Source organism: Nonomuraea rhodomycinica (assembly GCF_013363995.1).
Classification (GTDB): domain Bacteria; phylum Actinomycetota; class Actinomycetes; order Streptosporangiales; family Streptosporangiaceae; genus Nonomuraea; species Nonomuraea rhodomycinica.
The window spans coordinates 54,567-76,065 of record NZ_JABWGO010000018.1; the positions used below are offsets into that span (position 1 = coordinate 54,567).

At 73.8% G+C, this 21,499-nt stretch carries 18 protein-coding genes and 1 pseudogene; 13 read left to right on the forward strand and 6 right to left on the reverse strand.

What is annotated here, in order from left to right; genetic code table 11:
• The first annotated feature begins 223 nt into the window (after nt 1-223).
• The 3 genes from rsgA (at nt 224) to HT134_RS42085 (ending at nt 2,671) form a co-directional block, all read left to right on the forward strand.
• Entirely contained in the window at nt 224-1,324 is a 1,101-nt protein-coding gene (gene rsgA / locus HT134_RS42075; protein ID WP_175606103.1) for a ribosome small subunit-dependent GTPase A, read from the forward strand.
• The gene (locus HT134_RS42080) at nt 1,321-1,890 is read left to right on the forward strand and encodes a GNAT family N-acetyltransferase (RefSeq protein WP_217709013.1); all 570 of its coding nucleotides are present in this window, start codon (nt 1,321-1,323) and stop codon (nt 1,888-1,890) included. Before rsgA ends, HT134_RS42080 begins: the two co-directional genes overlap by 4 nt.
• A gap of 85 nt (nt 1,891-1,975) precedes the next feature.
• Nucleotides 1,976-2,671, forward strand: coding sequence for a helix-turn-helix domain-containing protein (locus tag HT134_RS42085; RefSeq protein ID WP_312888857.1), 696 nt, complete (start codon nt 1,976-1,978; stop codon nt 2,669-2,671).
• Here HT134_RS42085 and HT134_RS42090 read toward each other — a convergent pair.
• Nucleotides 2,650-3,303: a class I SAM-dependent methyltransferase gene (locus HT134_RS42090; protein WP_175606104.1), complete on the reverse strand. Its 654-nt coding sequence runs from the start codon at nt 3,301-3,303 to the stop codon at nt 2,650-2,652. The two genes, HT134_RS42085 and HT134_RS42090, sit on opposite strands and share 22 nt — an antisense overlap.
• 713 nt (nt 3,304-4,016) lie before the next feature.
• Between HT134_RS42090 and HT134_RS47400 the strand changes: the two genes are divergently transcribed.
• From HT134_RS47400 to HT134_RS47940, 9 genes and pseudogenes are all read left to right on the forward strand, one after another.
• Nucleotides 4,017-4,139, forward strand: a complete 123-nt coding sequence (locus tag HT134_RS47400; RefSeq protein WP_281387899.1) for a RidA family protein — start codon at nt 4,017-4,019, stop codon at nt 4,137-4,139.
• A pseudogene (locus tag HT134_RS42100) lies at nt 4,136-4,350 on the forward strand (HisA/HisF-related TIM barrel protein); the annotation flags it as partial. The gene HT134_RS47400 and the pseudogene HT134_RS42100, both read left to right, overlap by 4 nt.
• A gap of 254 nt (nt 4,351-4,604) precedes the next feature.
• Nucleotides 4,605-5,990 carry a serine hydrolase domain-containing protein gene (locus tag HT134_RS42105; RefSeq protein WP_175606105.1) on the forward strand — a complete coding sequence of 462 codons (1,386 nt, stop codon included), beginning with the start codon at nt 4,605-4,607 and terminating at the stop codon, nt 5,988-5,990.
• 156 nt (nt 5,991-6,146) lie between these two features.
• Nucleotides 6,147-8,291 carry a dipeptide ABC transporter ATP-binding protein gene (locus tag HT134_RS42110; RefSeq protein WP_217709014.1) on the forward strand — a complete coding sequence of 715 codons (2,145 nt, stop codon included), beginning with the start codon at nt 6,147-6,149 and terminating at the stop codon, nt 8,289-8,291.
• Nucleotides 8,288-9,238, forward strand: coding sequence for an ABC transporter permease (locus tag HT134_RS42115; protein ID WP_175606107.1), 951 nt, complete (start codon nt 8,288-8,290; stop codon nt 9,236-9,238). The genes HT134_RS42110 and HT134_RS42115 overlap by 4 nt, the downstream gene beginning before the upstream one ends.
• A complete protein-coding gene (locus HT134_RS42120) occupies nt 9,235-10,140 on the forward strand; it encodes an ABC transporter permease (RefSeq protein WP_175606108.1) in 906 nt (301 codons plus the stop codon). Before HT134_RS42115 ends, HT134_RS42120 begins: the two co-directional genes overlap by 4 nt.
• A 38-nt stretch (nt 10,141-10,178) precedes the next feature.
• Nucleotides 10,179-12,026, forward strand: a complete 1,848-nt coding sequence (locus HT134_RS42125; RefSeq protein WP_175606109.1) for an ABC transporter substrate-binding protein — start codon at nt 10,179-10,181, stop codon at nt 12,024-12,026.
• A complete protein-coding gene (locus HT134_RS42130) occupies nt 12,008-13,147 on the forward strand; it encodes an erythromycin esterase family protein (protein ID WP_175606110.1) in 1,140 nt (379 codons plus the stop codon). Before HT134_RS42125 ends, HT134_RS42130 begins: the two co-directional genes overlap by 19 nt.
• Nucleotides 13,144-15,207 (forward strand): prolyl oligopeptidase family serine peptidase, encoded by a 2,064-nt coding sequence (locus HT134_RS47940; protein ID WP_175606111.1) that lies wholly within the window; start codon nt 13,144-13,146, stop codon nt 15,205-15,207. Before HT134_RS42130 ends, HT134_RS47940 begins: the two co-directional genes overlap by 4 nt.
• On the opposite strand, the gene HT134_RS42140 is transcribed toward HT134_RS47940, so the two are convergent.
• The 5 genes from HT134_RS42140 to HT134_RS42160 form a co-directional block, all read right to left on the reverse strand.
• Nucleotides 15,185-16,864, reverse strand: coding sequence for a PucR family transcriptional regulator (locus HT134_RS42140; RefSeq protein WP_312888859.1), 1,680 nt, complete (start codon nt 16,862-16,864; stop codon nt 15,185-15,187). The genes HT134_RS47940 and HT134_RS42140 overlap by 23 nt on opposite strands.
• 86 nt (nt 16,865-16,950) lie before the next feature.
• Nucleotides 16,951-18,057 carry an o-succinylbenzoate synthase gene (gene menC / locus HT134_RS42145; protein WP_175606112.1) on the reverse strand — a complete coding sequence of 369 codons (1,107 nt, stop codon included), beginning with the start codon at nt 18,055-18,057 and terminating at the stop codon, nt 16,951-16,953.
• Nucleotides 18,054-18,941 (reverse strand): GNAT family N-acetyltransferase, encoded by an 888-nt coding sequence (locus tag HT134_RS42150; RefSeq protein WP_312888860.1) that lies wholly within the window; start codon nt 18,939-18,941, stop codon nt 18,054-18,056. The genes menC and HT134_RS42150 overlap by 4 nt, the downstream gene beginning before the upstream one ends.
• A complete protein-coding gene (locus tag HT134_RS42155; protein WP_175606114.1) occupies nt 18,934-20,142 on the reverse strand; it encodes a M20 family metallopeptidase in 1,209 nt (402 codons plus the stop codon). Before HT134_RS42155 ends, HT134_RS42150 begins: the two co-directional genes overlap by 8 nt.
• A 282-nt stretch (nt 20,143-20,424) precedes the next feature.
• A complete protein-coding gene (locus HT134_RS42160) occupies nt 20,425-21,024 on the reverse strand; it encodes a TetR/AcrR family transcriptional regulator (RefSeq protein WP_312888861.1) in 600 nt (199 codons plus the stop codon).
• Between the two features lie 88 nt (nt 21,025-21,112).
• Here HT134_RS42160 and HT134_RS42165 point away from each other — a divergent pair, with 88 nt between their 5' ends.
• Entirely contained in the window at nt 21,113-21,499 is a 387-nt protein-coding gene (locus HT134_RS42165) for a hypothetical protein (RefSeq protein WP_175606116.1), read from the forward strand.

A 21,499-nucleotide genomic window follows, 5' to 3' on the forward strand; every position in this document is an offset into this window, starting at 1 on the left:
AGGACCTGCTATGCTGCTGCCCGTTTGGTGGTGCAGTACCGGATGAGAGGGAGGTGAGGCTTGATGACCGCGGTGAAGACCGCTGCCCCGCGCAGCGCCCGGACATTCCTCACGTCCCGGGCCCCGGTCTGACCCATCTCCTGCCCTCGCCGTAGCCGTCCGGCTGCGCACGCGAGGTGGCGGCTGCGTCTCGTCGGGGCCCCTTCCCGCAAGGTGTCTCACGTTGACCCATCACTTCACTGATCCATCCCCCTTCACGGACCCGTCCGGCTCCGGCCTGTCCCGGTACGGCTGGACGGAGACACTCGACAACGCCTTCGCCGAACACCGCGCGGCCGGCCTGGTCCCGGCCCGGATCGCGCGGGTGGACCGCGGCCTGTGCGACGCGGTCACCGAGTCCGGCCCGGTGCGGGCCGCTCTCACGGCGCCCCACTCCCCCGACCCGCTCCTCGCGCCCTGCACCGGCGACTGGGCCGCGCTGCTCCCGGGCCGCGAGCCGCGGCTGGTGGCCCTGCTGCCGCGCCGGAGCGCGATCGTGCGCTCGTCCGCCTCCCGCTCCTCCCACGGGCAGGTGCTGGCCGCCAACGTCGACACCGTCGTCCTGGCCGTCTCGCTGGCCGCCCGGCTGGACGCGGCCCGGCTCGAACGGCTGCTGGCCCTGGCCTGGGACAGCGGCGCCAGGCCGCTGATCGTCCTGACCAAGGCGGACGTGGCCCCCGACCCGGCCGCCGTCCAGGCCGAGGCGGCCGCGCTGGCGCCGGGCGTGGACATCCTGGTCACCAGCGTGACCACCGGTCAGAACATCGACGTGCTGACCGCGCTGCTGAGCGGCACCACGGTCCTGCTCGGCTCGTCGGGCGCGGGCAAGTCCAGCCTCGGCAACGCGCTGCTCGGCGACGAGCTCCTGGCCACCGGCGCGGTGCGGGCGCAGGACGGCAAGGGGCGCCACACCACCGTCCGCCGGGAGCTGGTCCCCCTTCCCGGCGGCGGTGTCCTCATCGACACGCCGGGCCTGCGCGGGATCAGCCTGTACGACGCCGCCGACGGACTGGAACAGGTCTTCTCCGACATCGAAGGCCTCGCCCGGGACTGCCGCTTCGGCGACTGCTCCCACGGCACCGAGCCCGGCTGCGCGGTGCAGGCCGCCATCCAGGCGGGCGAGCTGACCCGGCGCCGCCTCGACAACTACCGCAAGCTGCAACGCGAGAACGCGTACGCGGCCTCGCGCACCGACGCCCGGCTGCGCGGCGAGCGCACCAACCGGCAGAAGGCCATCACCAGCCATCTGCGCGCGACCTACAGGTTCCGGGACCGGCAGTCATGAGCGACGCCCAGCCCGGCCTGCACCCGAACGCCTCCACAGAAACGGACCCGAACACCACCATGAACTGGATCACCCGCCCCGAGACCGCCGCCGACGTCGACCTGATCCGCGCGGTCAACCTCGCCGCCTTCCCCACCTCCCACGAGGCCGACCTGGTCGAGGCCCTGCGCGCCGACCCGCAGGCGTGGATCCCCGGCCTGTCGTGGGTCTCCCAGGAGCCCGGCGGCGCCGTCGCCGGGTTCGCGCTGCTCACCCGCTGCCACGTCGACGGCGCTCCCGCGCTCACCCTGGGCCCGTGCGCCGTCCTGCCCGAGCACCAGCGTCACGGCGCCGGGTCGGCCGCCATCCGCGCCGCGCTCGACGCCGCCCGGGAGCAGGGCGAGGGCCTCGTGCTCGTGCTGGGCCACGCCGAGTACTACCCGCGTTTCGGGTTCACCCCGGCCTCCGGTCACGGCATCCGGCCGCCGTTCGACGTCGAGGACAAGTACATGATGGCGCTCGTCCTCGACCCGGACCGGCCCGTGCCGTCGGGCACCATCCGCTACCCGGCCGCGTTCGGGGTGTGACCCGGTCGGCCCGCCGGTGACGGGGTCGCCGTCACCGGCGGGCCGCCGTTGCCGCCGCCCGGCCCGTTTGGCACCATCGCTGGTGGTGAACGCCGGGACGGAGATGCCGCGCTTCGCCGTCGGCGAGGGCTACGCGGTGTATCGGGGCCCGGCGGCGGGCGGCGCGTTCCACCGTCATGCCGCCTTCCAGATCGCCATCGCGGTGGACGGCGAGGTGGCCCTGGTGGACGAGCGGGACACCCCTCATCGGGGTGTGGCGCTGGTCGTGCCGCCGATGGCGCGGCACCGCATGCTCGCGGCGGCCGACCTGCTCACCTTCTTCGTCGAGCCGCACTGCGTGTTCGCCGACCGGCTGCGCGGGCGCTGCGGCGACGGCATCGCCGCCGTCCCCGAGCTGCGCGACCTGCGCGAGGAAGACCTCGGCCGGGCGGGCGTGCGCCCGTCCGCCGAGCTCGACCCCCGCCTGGTGGAGGCGCTGAACACGCTGAGCGAGCGCAGTGTCCCGATGCCGGACCTGGCCGCGGCGGTCGGGCTCTCACCCCAGCGGCTGCGCGCCCTGGCGCGGCGTCAGGTGGGCATGCCGCTGACGCGCTGGCGGGTGTGGGCGCGGCTGCGCCGGGCGGCCGAGGCGATGCGCGCGGGCCGGCCGCCGGCCGACGCGGCGATCGTGGCGGGCTTCACCGACCAGGCGCACCTCACCCGGCAGATGCGCGAGATGATGGGCCTCACCCCCGCGGCCGTGCTGCTGCATCTGCGCGGTCAGTCCCGGCGCGCGACGTAGACCGAGATCGAGCCGGTGGCCGTGGGCACCACCTCGGCCTCGCGCACGTCGCGGAACCCGGCGGCCGAGATCAGGCCCGGGAGGGCGCCGTCGGCGTTGGGCTGGGTGTCCTGCTTGCCGTCCGCGAGCTGCACGATCCCGAACGCCAGGCGCATCAGCGGCGTCCGCTGCCATCCGTAGTCGGCGATCACCAGCTTCCCGCCCGGCCGCAGCACCGCGGCCATCGAGGCGAGCACCGCCCGCTTCACCGGGACCGGGCACTGGTGGAGCACGAGGCTGGACACGACGGTGTCCGCCGACTCCGCGCCCAGCGACTCCACCAGCTCATCCCCCATGCCGGCCTGCCAGCGCACCACCGCGCCGGCGGCGTCGGCCTTGCGCCGCGCCGCGGCCAGCACCTCGGGATCGGGGTCCACGCCGACGATCCGGGCCCGCGGCTCCACCCGGGCCAGCAGCAACGCCAGCGAGCCGGTGCCGCAGCCCACGTCGACGATCACATCGTCGGGCCGCGGCGCCACGTGCATGGCGGCCAGGGCCCGCCACAGACGCTCGCGCGTCAGCGCGATCACGTGATCGTAGAACCGGGTGGGGGCGAAACGGCCCAGGGCGGGAGTGAAGGTGTTCTCGCTCATGCCCGCAGTCTCATCGGCGCGCCCCGGCCCGGTCTTGTACGAACCGCTCGCCGGCGACGGCCCAGCCGGTCCTTCCAGGGACCTGCACGTATTGATCACGGCGTGCTGGTAAGCCAGTCAGCTCACATTCGGGAACCCACCCAAGCAGTGGCTGGTATCCCGCGTTGGGACAGGACGCCAGGGTAGGTTCGGTCATGGGCCCGATGACCAGGCCTCGCGCCAGCAGTCCGCCCCAGCCCGCCGGCACCGTGTCGACCTCCCCATCCTCGACGGCTCCGAGCTCGTAGGGCGCCGCCCACGAGGTGAGTGCCCGCTGCCTCACCTCCACCCAGACGGCCGGCAGCCCGAGCAGACGCGCGGTGTGCAGACGGTGGGTGCCGTTGCTGCCGCACTCGTACAGCGGTCCGGCCGGGCCCGGGATACGGTGCACGACGATGGGCTCGCTGGTCAGGCTCCAGACGTCCACGCCGTGGTGACGCTGTGGCCTAAGCTGATCAGCCCGCGGTCGCCGCGCCGGGAATCAAGCAAGGCACCCAAGTGCGGCGGCTGAGGATGTCCGGCGTTCAGCCGCTCGGCTGCCTCCGCCAGGTATGCAGGGATCGACACGCCTGCCGGCCACAAGCAGCGCGCCTCTTCTTGAACAGCGGCGAAGCGACCCCGGTGGCTCTCCCGATGACCATCCCACGCCCCTCCCGCATGGATGCCCGCGCGCCGTGTCGGGCTGCACCGCCACGATCGACGGCGAGGTCCGTCCCGCCTGCACGGGCGTGCGGGTCGCCGGCCTGGTGGACCCGCGCATGCTGGTCGAGATCGAGATTGAGGCGATGCGCGCATGACCGTGGCCGTCAGGGTGATCCCCTGCCTGGACGTCGACGCCGGCCGGGTGGTCAAGGGCGCCAACTTCGCCAATTTGCGCGACGCGGGCGAACCGCCGAGCAGGTGTTCATCCCGCTGACCGTGAGCGGCGGCATCCGCTCGGTGGACGACGTGGACCGGCTGCTGCGGGCGGGGGCCGACAAGGTCTCGCTCAACACGGCGGGCCTCAAGATCGCCGACGTGAAGGAGACGCTCCGCACGGCGGGCCACCCGGTGCGGTAGCCGCGCAGTGCGGTCTCGTGGTGCGCGCTCCGCGCGTGGGCGCCGGGCTGCGAGAGCCGCACAGCCCGGTCCTCGCCCGATCGGTCCGGACGGCCTTTGGCCGAGCCCACGAACGGGTGGGCCGCCAGTGGTGGAAGCTGACGAACACCGCCCTGTCCGCCGCCCCTAAGCTCCCCCGGAAACGGAGCCAGAAGGGGATACCGGTGTCGAAAGTGGATGAGATCGCTGCGTGGCTGCGGCGCCGGCTGCCGGATCTGCTCGCGGAGAACCAGGTGCCGGGGGCGGCGGTGGCGCTCTGCGCCGGTGACGCGACGGTCGACGCCGCGGCCGGGCTGCTCAACACCGTCACGGGCGTCGAGGCCACGGCCGACTCGCTGTTCCAGATCGGCTCGATCACGAAGGTCCTGACCACGACGCTGGCGATGCAGCTGGTGGACGAGGGTGCGCTGCACCTGGACGCTCCCGTGCGGGCCTACCTCCCCGGGTTCCGGCTCGCCGACGACGACGCGGCCGGACGGATCACCGTACGGCAGCTCATGTGCCACGTCGCGGGCTTCGAAGGCGACGTCTTCACCGACACCGGCAAGGGCGACGACTGCCTGGAGAAGTACGTCGGCCTGCTGCGCGATGTCCCGCAGTTGTTCGAGCCCGGGGAGCTGTTCTCCTACAACAACGCCGGCTTCTGCGTGCTGGGCCGGATCGTCGAGGTCGTCCGGGGCAGGCCGTTCGACGACTGCGTGCGGGCGCACCTGTTCGAGCCCCTGGGGCTGACGCACGCCGCGAACGACCCGTACGACGCGATCCTCCACCGCACAGCGGTGGGGCACGTCGAGCGGGAGCCCGGAGGCCCGTTCGAACCCACCCGCGTCTGGGCCCTGGCCCGGTCGAACGCGCCGGCCGGCTCGATGCTGGCGATGCGCGCCCGCGACCTGCTGGCCTTCGCCCGCATGCACCTGGCGGGGGGCCTGGGTCCGGACGGCCGGGCGGTGCTCAGCCAGGAGAGCGTCCTGGCCATGCGGCAGCCGCAGGTCGCGCAGCCGGACCTCGACCAGGGCACCGGCTGGGGTCTCGGCTGGGAGCTCTTCCACCGCCCCGACCGGGCGGTCTTCGGCCACGACGGCAACACCATCGGTCAGTCGGCGTTCCTGCGGGTGGTCCCGGAGCGGGACGTGGCACTGGTGATCCTCACCAACGGCGGCTGCCCGAAGCCGGTCTTCCGCGAGCTCGCCGGGCGCGTGCTCGGGGAGCTCGCCGGGGTCGAGCCGGGCGAGGCGCCCCGGCCGGACCCGGCCGCGCCCCCGCTGGACGCCGCCCGCTACGCCGGCACCTACCTGTCGAGCACCTCGCGGACCACGGTGAGCCAGGACGCTGATGGGCGGCTGTGGCTGGACCGGACCCCCCTCGGCGTCACCGCCGGCCTGGGCGCGGCGCCGTACCGCACCGAACTGGTCGCCTGGCGCGGCGACTCGGTGCTCCCGGCTGAACCCGACGGGGGCGTCCGCGCGCCGCTCGCCTTCCTCGGGGACGACGGGCAGGGGCGGGCCCGCTACCTGCACACCGGCCGGGCCGACCGGCGGGTGCCGTCCTGAAACCCTGACCGGTCGAGGTTCCCGCCGCGCCGCGACGGCACTCGGCGATCAGTTCGTCGCGACGGACGAACGCGGGCTTCGAGCTTCGATCGACGCGACGAACACCACCAGGGGACCGGGTCCCACTATCGTCCAATGGATTGGGAGAGTGCCGCCTTGAGCACTGCCTTGAGCACGGCCGACGGCTCCGCGAACACGGATGGCGGCCGTCTGCTGACGATCCGTGACCTGTCGGTCGAGATCCGGCGGGGCGATCGGATCGTCCGCCCCGTCCGCGGCGTCAGCCTGGCGCTCGACCGGGGCGAGACGCTGGGGATCGTCGGCGAGACCGGGTCCGGCAAGTCGATGACCGGTCTGGCGATCATGGGCATGCTGCCGGCCGGTGGCCGGATCACGGCCGGCTCCATCGACCTGGACGGCAGGGAGCTCGTGGGGCTGCCCGCCGCGCGGTACCGCGCGATCAGGGGCAACGACGTGGCGATGGTCTTCCAGGACTCGATGACCGCGCTGAACCCGACCAAGCGCATCGGCGAGCAGGTCGCCGAGCCGGTGCGGCTGCACCGCGGCGCCTCGAAGCGGGAGGCGCGCGCCCGCGCCGAGGAGATGCTGGCCCTCGTGGGGTTGCCGCGGCCGGCCGAGCGGCTGGACGACTTCCCGCACCAGCTCTCCGGCGGCATGCGGCAGCGCGTGATGATCGCGATGGCGCTGGTCTGCGAGCCCCGGCTGGTCATCGCCGATGAGCCGACGACGGCGCTCGACGTCACCGTCCAGGCGGAGATCCTCGACCTCCTCGACGACCTCAGGTCCCGGCTCGGCATGTCGATGATCCTGGTCACCCACGACATGGGGGTGATCGCCCGCCATGCCGACCGCGTCGGGGTGATGTACGCCGGGCGGGTGGCCGAGACCGGGCCGACGTCCGAGTTGTTCGCCCGGACGCGGCACCGCTACACCCAGGCGCTGCTCTCCTCGATCCCGTCGCTCACGCAGGACCGCGGCGAGGAGCTGTTCAGCATTCCCGGGGCGCCGCCGGACCTGACCGTGGTGCGGGCGGGGTGCCCGTTCGCGCCGCGCTGCGCCGGCGCGACCGACCGGTGCCGCGCGGAGCTCCCGCCGCCCGTGACCGAGGCCGGCGGCCACGTCCACGCCTGCTGGCATCCCGCCGAGGGCCCGGCCGCCAGAACCCGTGCGCGGCTGGTCGTCCCGGCGCCGGCCGGATCGGAGCCAACAGGTTCGGGACCAACGGCATCGGAGCCGACAGGATCGCGGCCAACGGCATCGGAGCTGGCCGGATCAGGGTCAACGGCATCGGGGCCGCGCCTGCGCGTGGTCGACCTCCGGCGCGAGCACCCGGCGGGCGGCGCGGGCCTGTTCGGCGGACGCCGCACCGTCAAGGCGGTCTCGGGCGTGAGCTTCGAGGTGGCGGCCGGGGAGACCTTCGGCCTCGTCGGCGAGTCGGGCTGCGGCAAGTCCTCGCTGGGCCGCATGCTCGTCGCCCTCGACCGGCCCACCTCCGGCGAGGTGATCTTCGACGGCGAGCCGGTCACCCGGATGAGCGCCCGCGCGCTGGGGCCCCGCCGCACCGAGCTGCAGATGATGTTCCAGGACTCCAACGCCTCCCTCGACCCCCGCATGCGCATCGGCGCGATCCTGCGCGAGCCGCTGGCCATCCAGGGCGTCGGCACCCGCGCGCAGCGCACCGCCCGCGCCCGCGAGCTGCTGCGGGACGTGGGCCTGCCGGCGAGCGTGCTGGAGCGCTATCCCCACGAGCTGTCCGGCGGGCAGCGGCAGCGGGTGGGCCTGGCCCGCGCGCTCGCCCTCGACCCGAAGGTGCTGGTCGCCGACGAGCCGGTCAGCGCTCTGGACGTCTCCATCCGCTCGCAGGTCCTCAACCTGATGCGCCGCGTCCAGCTCGAACGCGGGCTCAGCAGCGTGGTGATCTCGCACGACCTCGCGGTGGTGCGGTACCTGGCCGACCGCGTCGGCGTCATGTACCTGGGCAAACTGGTCGAGACCGGCACCACCGACGAGGTGTACGGCTCAGCCGCGCACCCCTACACCGCGGGGCTGCTGGCCGCGATCCCCGAAGCCGACCCCGGGGCGCCGCGCGCCCCCGCGGCCGCGAGGGTGCGCGGCGAGCCGCCCAGCCCCGTGGACCCGCCCAGCGGCTGCCGGTTCCGCACCCGGTGCGCGCTGGCGACCGCGTTGTGCGGCCAGGAGGAGCCCCCCTTGACGCCGGTCACCGGCACCCATCACGTCGCCTGCCACCACCCACTGGGCCGAGAGGAGTCGCGCTCATGACCTGGTACGTGCTCCGCCGTCTGGCGGTCTCGCTCCTCGTCCTGCTCGGGATCTCCGCCGTCGTCTTCCTCATGCTGCACCTGGTGTCGGACAGCCCGGGGCGCGTCGTCCTCGGGCAGCGCGCCTCGCCGGAGGCCGTGGCGGACTTCAACCGGGAGCACGGCTTCGACCGCCCGGTCGTCGCGCAGTACGTCGGCTACCTCGGCCGGCTGCTCCAGGGGGACCTGGGCCGGTCGTACAAGCTGAACGAGGACGTGGGCACGCTGCTGGCGCGCAACGCCGGCCGCAGCGCGATGGTGTCGCTGGCCGGGCTGGTGCTGGCGCTGCTGATCGCGGTCCCGCTCGGCATCCTGCAGGCGGTGCGGCGCAACAGCGTCGTCGACCGGGTCGCCACCGCGGCGTCGTACGTGCTGTACGCGACGCCGTCGTTCCTGCTCGGGCTGCTGCTGATCGCCGTCTTCAGCCAGACGATCCCGATCTTCCCGGCGGAGGCGTCGCAGTCGCACTCGCCGTGGGTCGTCTTCACCGATCCGCGGGCGATGGCGCTGCCGGTCATCACGCTCGCCGTCACGAGCATCGCGGTCTTCGCGCAGTACCAGCGGTCCGCCGCCCTCGACCAGCTCGGCCAGGACTACATCCGGGTCGCGCGGGCCAAGGGCCTGCCGGAACGGCTGATCCTCACCCGCCACCTGCTGCGCAACGCCTGCCTGCCGCTGGTCATGCTGGTCGGCACGCTCGTCCCGACGCTGCTGGCGGGCAACCTGATCGTCGAGTCGCTCTTCAACTATCCCGGCCTGGGCCTGCTGTTCCTCAACAGCCTGCAGCGCGAGGACTACCCGGTGCTCCTGGCCTACACCCTCATCGGCGGCGTGCTGACCGTGGCCGGCAACTTCGTCGCCGACGTCGTGGTGGCGGCCGCCGACCGGCGAATCGAGCTCGGCGCATGACCGCACCAGAGGTGACCTCCGCTCCGTCCCCCGAGGCCGAGACGTGGGCGGAGCGCGAACCGGGCTCGATCCGGTCGGTCCTGCACGGGCTGCGCCGGCATCCGCTCGGCGTGGCCGGCGGGCTGCTCCTGCTGCTCATCATCGCGTTCTGCTTCCTCGGGCCGCTGTTCCACCCGACCAACCAGACCGACGTGGACCTCCTCAACGCGGCCCTGCCGCCCGGCTCCGGCCACCCGCTCGGGACCGACGGCAACGGCTTCGACGTGCTCGGGCGGCTGATGTCGGGCGGCCAGGTGTCGCTGCGGATCGGGCTGCTGGCCGCGCTCTTCGCCACCACGATCGGCACCGTCTACGGGGCCGTGGCGGGGCTGGCCGGAGGCGTGGTCGACGGGTTCATGATGCGGCTGGTCGACGTCATGCTGTCGATCCCGTTCCTGTTCTTCGTGCTGATCCTGTCGGCCCGCTTCCACGCCGACGCGCTGTCACTGAGCCTGGTCATCGGCGGCTTCTCCTGGCTCGTCTCCGCCCGGCTGGTGCGCGGCGAGGTGCTGACCCTGCGGGTGAGGGAGTTCGTGCTGGCCGCCAAGCTGATGGGCGCCTCCCGCCGGCGGACGATCCTCACCCACCTGATCCCGAACGCGCTCGGCGTCATCATCGTCAACATCACCTTCCAGGTCGCCGACGCCGTCCTGGTCGTCGCCGCGCTGGGCTTCCTGGGCTTCGGCCTGACCTACCCCACCGCCGACTGGGGCAGCCAGCTGGCCAGCGGCGTCACCTACATCTCCGCCGACTACTGGTGGCTGATCTACCCGGTCGGCGGCTGCATCGTCCTGACCGTGCTGGCGCTCAACCTGCTCGCCGACGCGCTGCGCGACGCCGTCGGACGGCGGGCCGACCGATGACCTTCACGCACCCCGCACACCTCTTCAGGGAGCCGTCAATGAAGCACCGAGGCCGCCTCTCCGTGGCACTCGTCGCCGCCGTCGCCGTGCTGGCCACAGCGTGCAGCGGCGGCGGGGGCGCGACGAGGGACATCGCCGGCAGCTACACCGCCAAGCCGGCCCAGACCGGCACCCCCAAACAGGGCGGGACCGCCACCGTCGCGCTGACCCCCGGGCTCAGCCCCAACTACATCTACCCGTACCCGCCGGCGGCAGCCAACGGCACCGTCATCGCCCGCGGCCAGCTGTGGCGCTCCCTCTACCGGCCCAGCGGCGAGGGCGACCAGGTCGCCGACGCCGAGCTGAGCCTGGCCGAGCCGCCCGTCTACAGCCCCGACCGCAAGACCGTGACCATCACGATGAAGGACTACAAGTGGTCCAACGGCAAGCCGGTCACGGCCGACGACGTCGTCTTCTCGCTGGCCCTGCTCAAGGCCGCGCTCGCGGAGAGCCCGGCCAACTGGAGCTTCTACACCCCCGGCCAGTTCCCCGACGGCGTGAGCGCCGAGGCCACCGCGCCTGACACGCTCACCCTCAAGCTGCGGACCGCGTACAACCCGTCGTACCTGCTGTCCATGCTGACGCTGCTGTACGTGCTGCCCTCCACCGAGTGGAACATCGCCGCCACCGGCGGCCCCCACCTGGACTACAAGCAGCCGAAGAACGCCAGGGCGATCTACAGGTACCTCACCAAGGAGTCGGAGTCGCAGGCCACCTTCGCCGGCAACCCGCTCTGGCAGGTCGTCAACGGCCCCTACCGGCTCAAGAGCTTCGACCCGACGACCGGCTCGTTCTCCCTGGCGCGCAACGAGTCCTACAGCGGACCGGGAGAGTCGCGGCTCGACCAGATCGAATTCAAGGCCTTCACCTCCGCCGCCGCCGTGCTCAACCAGTTCAAGGCCGGCAACCTGACCGTCGGCACGCTCGACTCCAGCTTCGCCGCGCAGATCGGCGCGCTGAAGGCCGAGGGCTACAACGTGTACGGCGCGCCCGCCCCCGCCCGGCTTGACGCGCTGGTCATCAACTTCGCGAACACCGTCGGCAACTTCGACAAGGTCATCGCGCAGCCGTACGTCCGCCAGGCCCTGCAGCGGCTGATCGACCAGCAGGGTTACATCGCCAGCCGCGGCGTCTACAACGGCGCCGCCTCCCCGAACTACAGCACCGCGGGCACCGGATCCCCCTACCCGCCCGCCTTCGGCGACCAGCCGCCCTACCCCTACGACCCGGCCGCCGCCGAGAAGCTGCTCGCCGACAACGGCTGGAAGGTGGTGCCGAACGGCTCCACCACCTGCGAGCGTCCCGGCACCGGGCCCGGCCTGTGCGGCGCGGACATCCCGCGCGGACAGACGATCAGCTTCACCCTGGCCTCGGCCAGCTCACCGGCCTTCGTCGGCGCGCGTGACGTCGCCTTCGCCTCCGCGGCCAAGAAGCTCGGCATCGAGGTCAAGGTCGTGACCAAGTCGCTCAACTACATGTACGCGAACTACGGCAACACCTTCGCCCCCGCCACCAGGAACGAGTGGGCCATGCAGGACTACGGCGCCCTCTACCTGGCGGCCGGCTACCCGAGCAGCAACACGGTGTTCAACACCGAGGGCAGCTTCAACCTGGGCAGCTACCGGAACGCCGAGGTGGACAAGCTGATCGGCGCCTCGACCTTCGGCGCGGACGAGAAGTCGCTGTCGGCCGAGGTGACCGCTCTCGCCCGGGACCTGCCGGTGCTCTTCCTGCCGACGCCGCACACGCTCGTGGTGTGGAAGGACACCCTGTCGGGCCCGCAGTCGTCGTTCAACGCCCTGACCAGCTTCCTGTACACGCCGGAACTATGGTACTTCCACAGCTAGCGCGAGACCTGGCCGGTGACGCCAGGGTGGTGGCCCTCGGCGAGGGCGCGCACAACATCACGCAGTTCTACGAGCTGAAGGACGAGCTGTTCCGCCTGCTCGTCGAGGAGCACGGGTTCACCGCCTTCGTGATGGAGTCGGGCTTCGCCGAGGGGCTGGCCGTCGACGCGTGGGTCCACGGCGGGCCCGGCGAGGTCGAGACGGTCGCCCGCGACGGGATCACCTACCGGTTCGGCGAGTGCGAGCCGATGCGGCGGCAGCTCACCTGGATGCGGGAGTGGAACGCGGCGAACCCGGCGAAGGTCAGCTTCTACGGCATGGACCTGCCCGGCTCCTCCACCTCGCCCGGACCGGCGGTGCGCGTCTGCCTCGACCGGCTGGCGGCGCTGCCCGGCGACGAGGAGCTGCGTCGCCTCAGCGATCTGGGCGGCCGGACCGAGGCGGCGATCCGCTACCGGGCCATGCCCGCCGCGGAGCGGGGCCGGCTGCTCGACGGCCTCCGCGACCTGGTGGAGCGTGCCGCGGAGCACGACGACGGGGTCGTGCGCCGGTGCGGGGCCTCGATCGGGGCCTTCCTCGCCGAGCTGGACCTGCCGGAGACCGGGCCGTACCCACGCGACGTGTTCATGGCCGAGACCGTGCGCTGGATCCTGGAGCGCGAGGAGCGGATCGTCGTGAGCGCGCACAACGCGCATGTCCGGCGGACGCCGCTGCACGGCCGGCCGATGCTCGGCGGCCTGCTGGGCGCGGACGCCGTCGTCATCGGGATGACGTACGGTTCCGGCCCCGAGGTGCGCTTCACGCAGCGCTCGCCGCGCCCGTTCGACTGCGAGGTCTCCCTCCACGAGCGCATCCTGCCGCCGAACGCCATCGAGTCGAGGCTGGAGCGCCTCGGCCCGCCCGTCGCCGCCGTCGACCTGCGCGACGCGCCGGCCGGGCTGTTCGACGGGGTGGACGGCACGCTGGCCGCCGGCGGCCTCGACCCCGTCGACGACTTCCCGGCCGCCTACGACGCGCTCGTCCACGTCCGCCGGGTGACCCGGGTGCCCGGCGCGTTCGAGCGGCTGCGCGCGGAGTTCGAGACCGGAGCCCAGTCCCCACGAGAGCCGGAGTCACCGTGACCGCCGCCTACCCGCCCGCCCGCACCGTCGAGGTCTTCGAGGACGTCGCCGGCGTGCGCGTGCCCGACCCGTACCGCTGGCTGGAGGAGGAGACCGAGGAGGTGCGGCAGTGGCAGCGGCGGCAGGCCGAGCTCGCCACCGCCGCCGTCTACGCCGGCCAGGATCCGGAGGCCGTCCGCGCGCTGATCCGCGCCTGCGACGCCGGCTCCCGGCCGGCCCTGCCGAAGTACGCCGCCGGCCGCTGGTTCCGGGTGGTGTCCCCGCCCGGAGGCCCGGCGCCCGTGGTGGTCGTCGCCGACGAGCCCTTCGGGGCCGGGCGGACGGTCGCCGACCTGGCCGGGTCCGGCGAGGGCGGGCACCCGCCCGTCGTGTCCTGGCTGGCGCCCGCGCCCGACGGCCGGGTCCTGGCGCTCGGCCTGTGCACCGACGGCAGCGAGCACAACACCATCCGGCTGTTCGACGTCGCCTCCGGGCGCCAGCTCGGCGGCGCGCCGGAGCAGGTCCTGCACAGCGCGTGGGCGGGCGGCGTCTCCTGGCTGCCGGACAGCACGGGCTTCTCCTTCCTCGCGCTCACCGGCGCGCCGGAGGACTTCCGGCAGGCGGTCTTCCTCCACCGGCTCGGCGGCGGGACCGAGCCGGAGCCGATCCCGGTCGGCGCGGGCTCCCGCGAGTACACGCTCGTCCAGATGTCGCCCGGCAGCCGCTGGGCCGTCGCCGCCCATCGGGTCGGCAGCCCCGTCCCGGTCGCGGTGCGCGACCTGTCCGATCCGGGCGGGACCTGGCGGCCCTTCGTCAGCGGATGCTCGGGGACGGTCGCCGGACACGTCGTGGGCGAGCGCTACATCGCGGTGACCGACGTCGGCGCCCCGCGCGGCAGGGTGGTCGCCATCCCGCTCGACGCGGCCGACCCCGGCGACCCGGCCGGGTGGAGCGAGCTCGTCCCGGAGGGGGACACGGTGCTGCGCTCCCTCACCCCGGTCGGCGAGCACCTCTACCTCAGCGAGTTCGACCGGACCTTCGCGAGGGTGCGCATCCTCGACCGCTCGGGAGCGGTCACCGGCGAGATGCCCCTCCCCGGCCGGGGCGCGCTGGCCGCGCCCTTCTTCCCGCTGACCGCCCTGGCCACCGGCGCGCCCGCGGCCGACTTCGTCTTCGCCTTCTCCACGCTCACCAGCTCCTGGGGCGTCTACCGGCACCGGCCCGGCGAGACGGAACCGGAGACGCTGCTGCCTCCCGCCGTGGTCCTCGACGCCGTGCTGGAGGAGGGCGCGGCCCTCGCGCCGGACGGCGTCGCCGTGCCGTACCACGTGGTGCGCGGAGCCGGCGGTGCGCCGGCACCGGTGCTGATCTCCGCGTACGGCGCGGCGAACGTGCCGCTCCTGCCGCAGTACCAGCCCGACCTGGCCGCCTTCGTGGCCGCCGGAGGCGTGCTGGTGCAGGCGTACCTGCGCGGCGGCGGCGAGTTCGGCCGGGACTGGCACCTGGCCGCGCACCGGGAGCGCAAGCACGTCCGCGACGCCGACCTGGTCGCGGTCGCCGAGCACCTCCTCGACACCGGCCTGACCACTTCCGATCGGCTCGCGCTGACCGGCGGCTCCGACGGCGGCCTCATGTGCGGCATCGCCCTCACCCGGCGGCCCGAGCTGTGGCGTGCGGTCCTGCCGAGGGCCCCGCTGCTGGACCTCGTCGGCGGCACGCGCGACCCCTATCTCGACTTCGTCATCCGCAAGGCGTGGGGGGACCCGGACGACCCGGACGAGGTGCGGCGCCTGCTCGGGCTCTCGCCGTACCAGCTCGTCGAGCCCGGCGTCTTCCCGGCGGTCTACCTGCAGGCCGGGGCGACCGACCCGCGGTGCCGGCCCTGGCACGCGCGCAAGTTCGCCGCGCGCCTGCAGGCCGCGCAGCGGGGGGAGGCGCCGATCCTGCTGCACGTGTTCGAGGACGCCGGTCACGGCGCGGCGACCGCCCACGACGTCGCCGCCGCGCAGGACGCCGAGTGGTTGGCCTTTCTGATCGGCACGCTCGGTCTGCCGGGCGTCAGCCGTCCGGGGCCGACCTGATCGACATCAGGCGCAGCTGCAACATGGCCGACAGCCGCGCGCCGGGGTCGCCGAGGTCGAGCCGGCCGACCTCGGCGGCCCGGCGCAGCCGGTAGCGGAAGGTGTTGGAGTGCACGTACATCGCGGCCGAGGCCTCCGCGACGTCGCCGAAGGCGTCGAGCCAGGCCCGGAGCGTCTCGGCCAGGCTGGTCTGGTGCTCCTTGTCGTAGGCGACGATGCGCGCGACGGCCCCGCTGGGGATGTCGCCGCGCGGGACGAGGTCGGCCAGCTCGATCAGCAGTGCCTCGACATGCACGTCGTCCAGCCGGGCCACCTGCCGCCCGCCGGCCCCCGAGCGCAGCACGCGCAGGGCGCGCTCGGCCCCCGATCGCGACCGGGCCAGCGCCGAGCTGTCGGCGGCCAGCGGCCCGACCCCGATGAGCGGGCGCAGCCGCGAGCCGACGCGGGCCAGGAACTCCGAGGCGATCCACGCCGCGCGTTCCTCGGCGTCCTCACGGTTCTGGTGCCGGTGCTGCGGCAGGGGCAGCACGCCGAAGGCGACGTCGCCGATGAGCGCCGCGGCGGCCCGCGGGTGGGCCGCGGACAGGTGGATGGCGAAGGCGTCGGCCAGCCGCTTGCGCTCGGTGGCGAGCTGGGCGGGCAGCGGGGGCTCGGCCGCCGAGCCGACGACGTTCAGCGCGAGGACGACCGCGGGCTCGTCCTTCAGCCCGAGGCGGCGGACCGCCTCCCGCGCCCCGGGCCCGTCCTCCAGGGCGGTGCTCAGCAGCTCGGCCCGCAGCCGCCGCTCCATGTCGGCGTCGGCGCGCTGCCACACCATGTGCATCGCGACCAGCTTGGACGCCTCGTACAGCGCCTCGCCGCGCTCCTCGTCCAGCGGTTCGGGGACGACCACCCAGATCGTGCCGAGGATCTCGTCCCCGGCCCGCACCGCGATCGCCGCCCGGGGCAGCTCCGGCGGCAGCGACGGGTCGACCTGCTCGGGCAGGGGCGCCACGAAGACCGGCCGGTCGCTGCGGTAGATCGCCTGGAACACCCCGCGCTCCTCCAGGATGCGCGTGTAGTGCTCCGGGACCTGGCGGCCCAGGATCGTCTGGACCCGCGAGTGGTCGGCCTCCTCCTGGCGGCTGGAGAAGGCCAGCAGCCGGGAGTTGCGGTCCTCGATGGTGACGGGCGCGTCGAGCAGCGCGGCGATGGCGTTGGCGACCGCGAACAGGTCGCCGGACCTGATCCGGCCGACCGTGTGCGCGTCCGTGCCGTCCGGGCCGCCGCTCTCGGCGATCAGCGACCGGAGCATCCCCGCCAGGTGCGACCACGACGCGCCGCGCGCGAACGACAGGACCGTCACCCCCGCCTCGCGCGCCGCCGCGACGAGCCCTTCGTCGGGCACGACCGGCGCGCGGACCACGAGGCCGACGGCGTCGTGCCGGCCGAGCTGGGTCACCACCCGGGCGAGGTCGGCCGGGTCGTGCAGCCCGACGCCGAACACCAGCGCACGGCTCGGGAGCTCGGGCTCGTCGAGCGGGTCGTAGATGACGACGTCGCCGACGTCGCCGGCCCGCTCGACATCGCCGCAGACGACGTCGAGCAGGGTGGAGCCGAGTTCCTCCAGGACGCGGGCGAGGCTGGCTCGCGGGAGGCCGGTCACGGGGACGAGCACGCGTCCGAAGCTAGCGCAGCGGCGTCGGGCCGGCGTTCGTTCTGCATGACGAAAGGATCCTATCCGGTTTGTCCGGTTGGACCGGTTCAGCGGAGAGGGACCCACTCCGTGGCGACGGTCACCTCGTCCAGGACCTCGGGGATCGGGGCGACGCCCAGCCCCGGGCCGGCCGGCACCGCGAGGTGCCCGTCCTCCAGGACGAACGGCGGCGTGAGGTCGGTCCGGTAGTAGCGCTCGGACGCCGAGGTGTCGCCGGGCAGGGTGAACCCGGGCAGTGCGGCGAGCGCCACGTTGGCGGCGCGGCCCAGCCCCGTCTCCAGCATGCCGCCGCACCACACCGGCACGCCGTGCGCCGCGCAGACGTCGTGGATCCGCCTGGCCTCCAGATATCCGCCCACCCGGCCCGGCTTGATGTTGACCACCTGGCAGGCGCCCATCGCGATGGCGTCGGCGGCGGCGCGCGCCGACACGATCGACTCGTCGAGGCAGATCGGCGTGCTGATCCGCGCGGCGAGCTCCGCGTGTCCGCGCAGGTCGTCCTCCGCCAGCGGCTGCTCCAGCAGCAGCAGCCCGAACGGGTCGAGCCCGGCCAGGTGCCGCGCGTCGCCGCGCCCGTAGGCGGTGTTGGCGTCCACCTGCAGCAGGATGTCGCCGAAGCGCTCGCGCACCGCCCGGACCGGCTCGACGTCCCAGCCGGGCTCGATCTTCAGCTTGATCCGCAGGTAACCCGCCTCCAGATAGCCGGCCACGGCGTCGAGCAGCTCGGGGATCGACCCGGTGATCCCCACGGACACGCCGCACGGCACGCTCGCGTGCACCGCGCCGAGGGCCCGGCCGAACGAGACGCCGGCCGCGCGCAGCTCGGCGTCCAGCACCGCCGTCTCCAGCGCGGCCTTCGCCATCCGGTGGCCCTTGAACCCGGCCAGCGCCGGGGCGACCCGGTGCGCGTCCAGGTCCGCCACCCCGGCCAGCGCCGGGATCAGGTAGCGGCTCAGCACGTCGGCCGAGGCGTGCGTGTACTCCGAGGAGTACAGCGGCGCGATCCCCGCGCCGCACTCGCCCCACCCCTCGGCCTCACCGGTGACGGCACGCACCACCAGCGCCTCCCGTATGGTCTCCGTTCCGAACGACGTCCGGAAGGGCGACACGAGCGGCACCCGGATGGTGCGGATCTCCACTCCTGACAGCTTCACTGCGACTCCCGCCTGTCGACGATGTACCAACCCGCGCGGTCGAATCCGCGCACCCGCGCGCCCTCGGCGAGCAGGTCGCCCAGCACGTCCCGCAGCGCCGTACGCCACTGCGCGGCCAGCCCCGGATCGTGCTCGCGGATCGTCTCGACGTCTCCGGGGACGCCGACCAGCACGGTGCTCGTGCCGGCGCGGCCCGCGACCGGCCCGCCCGCGGGCGAGACGTCCAGTGCCACGGCCGCCTTCGCCGCGCGGGCGGCGGCCGCGTCGGCCGGCCTGGGCCGGCCCGCGCAGGCCGCCGCGGCGGCGGGCGACTCCAGCCGCCACCGCACCAGCACCCGGTCGGTGTCGTCGCTGCGGTTGATGTCGTCGTCCATCGGGCCGTAGAAGTTCGAGAGGTACTCGTCCGGGTCGGCGGCCAGCTTGGTGATGTTGAAGTAGGCGTTGCGCCTGATCAGCGGGTCGTAGGTCCAGCACACCTCACCGACGCCGCGCGCCATGGCCCAGGCGCGCTGGTGCAGCTTCAGCGCGAAGCCGATGTTGCGGCCCTGCACGCGCGCCAGCACCCCCGCGATGTGACTGTGCAGGGCCTCGCGCGCGGGCGGGGAGAAGAAGCCGAAGCAGGCACCCACCAGCTCGTCCCCGTCGAAGGCGCCGCTGACGTAGCTGCCCGCCTTCGCCATCGCCCGCAGCAGGTCGGCCGTCACCGGCGGGTTGTTCTCACCGGTACGCCAGATGCGCTCGTACAGGCGGCGGACGGCCTCGAGGTCTACGACGCTGTCCAGGGGGCGGATGTCGATGCCCGCGCTGTGCGCGGCCGACTCGGCCGCGGCGTACGCCAAGTCGACGGGCCGGGACCCGTGACGGTCGCGGATGAGATCAGTCACGCCGGTCATGCTCGCAGCCGGTCCGGTCCGGTAGCTGGTCGGCGAGCACGGGAGGACGCGGCCCGGTTCGTCCGGGCGGACAACCCCGCGCCGCGAGCAACTCGGCGAGCAGGGCCGTGAGCAGGCGCGTGCGCCCCAGCAGCTCGGCCACGACCACGTGCTCGTCGTCGGCGTGCGCCCCGCCGCCGACCGCGCCCAGCCCGTCGAGGGTCGGCGTGCCCACTCCGGCGGTGAAGTTCCCGTCGGAGGCGCCGCCGACGGCGACCGAGGCGAGCGGGCCGAGCCCGAGGTCCGTCGCGAGCCGGCGGGCCCGCTCGAACAGGTCCGCCGAAGCCGCGGCCGGGAGCGGCGGCCGGTTCGGACCACCGATGATCTCCAGCTCGGCGCCCTCCAGCGCGGGCCGCAGGCCCAGCATCGCGGCGTGGACCCGGGTCTGCTCGGCGGCCTGCCAGACCCGGGCGTCGACCTCGAAGCGGCCCCGGCCGGGCACGGTGTTCACCGTGGTGCCCGCCTCCAGGCGGGTCGGCGTGACGGTCGTGCCCAGCCCCGGGTCGCCCAGCCCGGCCACGGCCACGACCTGGCGGGCCAGCTCCACCGAGGCGTTGACGCCGCGCTCCGGCTCCAGCCCGGCGTGCGCGGCTCGTCCCCGCACCAGCACCTCGTAGCGGGAGACGCCCTTGCGTGCGGTCTTCAGGGCTCCGCCGGGCCCGGCGGCCTCCAGGACCAGCGCGGCGGCGCACCCGCGGGCCTCGTCCTCGATGAGCTCGCGCGAGAAGGGGGACCCGAGTTCCTCGTCGCCGGTGACGAGCAGGGTCACGCCGTCCAGGTCGTCCAGCGTCGCGAGCGCGTGGAAGGCCATCGCCAGCCCGGTCTTCATGTCGAAGCACCCGGGCCCGCGCAGCAGCCCGTCGCGGACCTCGAAGGGATGCGTCCGCAGCGAGCCGACCGGCCACACCGTGTCGTGGTGCCCGAGCAGCAGCACCCGGGGCTCGCCGCCGAACCGCCAGCGCACGTGGGTGCGGCCGGCCACCTCCACCCGCTCCCCTTCCGCGCCCAGGAGACGGCCGCCGACCTCGGCGACCACCTCCGCGCTGCGGGCGACCGCGGCCAGGTCCTCGGACGGGGACTCGCAGCTCACGAGCCGCTCGATGTCGGCGATCATCGCGGCCGCGGCGGCGTCTTCGTTTCCTGATCGGCGCATCGCTCCAGCATGGTGAAGCGGGGCGGGCGCGGATCCGTCCGGCCGGCCAACATCGGCGCGTCCCGTTGGGACCGTGCGACGAACCGGACGGCGAACCGTGCGCCGCGACGCGCCGTGAACCGGCGCGGCCGGAGGTCCGCCGCGCCGGGCGGAAGCGGGGACGGGATGGTGGTGACAGCCCTACGACCATCGCACCTTGCGCCGAACAGCCGCGACGATGGCCCTTGCCCTCGTCCCGCACCATGCTCGACCCGGAACCCGACACCTGCTGTCATGTTCTCCTCAGAACCGGCCGACCGAGGGTTCCAGCAGATCGAAGACGCGGTGGGCGGCCGGCCGCAGCGCCTCGGCGATCTCGCTGTCGCTCTGCCCGTCGAGCGTGCGGCGCTGCACCTCGGCGAACAGCACGCGATGCGCGCCGGCGAGCTGGGCGGCCACCGCGCGGGCGGTCAGCTCGTCGTGCTCCTTGGCCAGCTCGGCGGCCAGCGCCGCCTCGCGCTGCTCGTGCATGTCGCGCAGCCGCGCCACCAGGGTGGGGCTGTCGGCGATCATGCGGGAGAACGCGCGCCCGGCGAACCCGGCCACCGGGTCGCGGGCGTCCACGGCGCGCAGGAACGCCTCCTTCAGCGCGGCGAACGCGCTCTGCCCCGGCGGGCGGCCCGCCACCACGCCCGCCAGGCTGGCCACGAACTGCTCGGCGTGGTCCAGGGCCAGGTCCTCCTTGCGGGGGAAGTAGTTGGTGACGGTCATCTTCGCCACCCTGGCCGCCACCGCGATGTCCGCGATCGTGGTCTTCTCGAAGCCCTGCTCGATGAACAGCCGGGTGGCCTGGTCGGAGATCGCCTGCCGCGTCTCCTGCTTCTTGAGCTCTCTCAGGTTCACCCTTCTTAGGTTAGTCACAAATTTATGCCCAGGCGAAAGATGAGCCTCGCCCTTGCCGATATTTATCCATACGGATAAAGTTACTCGCATGGATAACAAACTGTGGGCGCTCGTCCGCGCCCTCTTCGTCGCCATGCTCGTCCTGTCGATCGCCACCCTCGGCGTGGCCGCCGTCGTCGGCGGCACCTGGGTGGTGTGGCTGCGCGGCGCCGCCGTGGCCGGCGCCGCCGCCTGGCTCATCGCCCTGGCCGGGCAGGCCGGCCGGGGCAGGCGGGCGGCGTACGTGCGGATCCGGTTCGTCACCATCGCCGCCCCCATCGGGATCGTGCTCCTCATCGTCGCCCCCGACAGCGGCTATCCCGGCTGGATGAAGGCCGAGCAGGCCGTGGTCGGCGTGCTGGCCGCCGCCGTGGCGCTCCTCGTCAACCGCCCCGCCGTACGACAGGCGTTCCCGAAGGCTGGCAAGCTGGGGTGA

Excerpts from the sequence above, each read along its gene's own strand:
- HT134_RS42080 (WP_217709013.1), top strand. The coding sequence starts at position 1,321 with ATGAGCGACGCCCAGCCCGGCCTGCACCCGAACGCCTCCACAGAAACG.
- HT134_RS42090 (WP_175606104.1), bottom strand. The coding sequence starts at position 3,303 with ATGAGCGAGAACACCTTCACTCCCGCCCTGGGCCGTTTCGCCCCCACC.
- HT134_RS42115 (WP_175606107.1), top strand. The coding sequence starts at position 8,288 with ATGACCTGGTACGTGCTCCGCCGTCTGGCGGTCTCGCTCCTCGTCCTG.
- HT134_RS42120 (WP_175606108.1), top strand. The coding sequence starts at position 9,235 with ATGACCGCACCAGAGGTGACCTCCGCTCCGTCCCCCGAGGCCGAGACG.
- HT134_RS42125 (WP_175606109.1), top strand. The coding sequence starts at position 10,179 with ATGAAGCACCGAGGCCGCCTCTCCGTGGCACTCGTCGCCGCCGTCGCC.
- HT134_RS42130 (WP_175606110.1), top strand. The coding sequence starts at position 12,008 with ATGGTACTTCCACAGCTAGCGCGAGACCTGGCCGGTGACGCCAGGGTG.
- HT134_RS42155 (WP_175606114.1), bottom strand. The coding sequence starts at position 20,142 with ATGCGCCGATCAGGAAACGAAGACGCCGCCGCGGCCGCGATGATCGCC.
- HT134_RS42165 (WP_175606116.1), top strand. The coding sequence starts at position 21,113 with ATGGATAACAAACTGTGGGCGCTCGTCCGCGCCCTCTTCGTCGCCATG.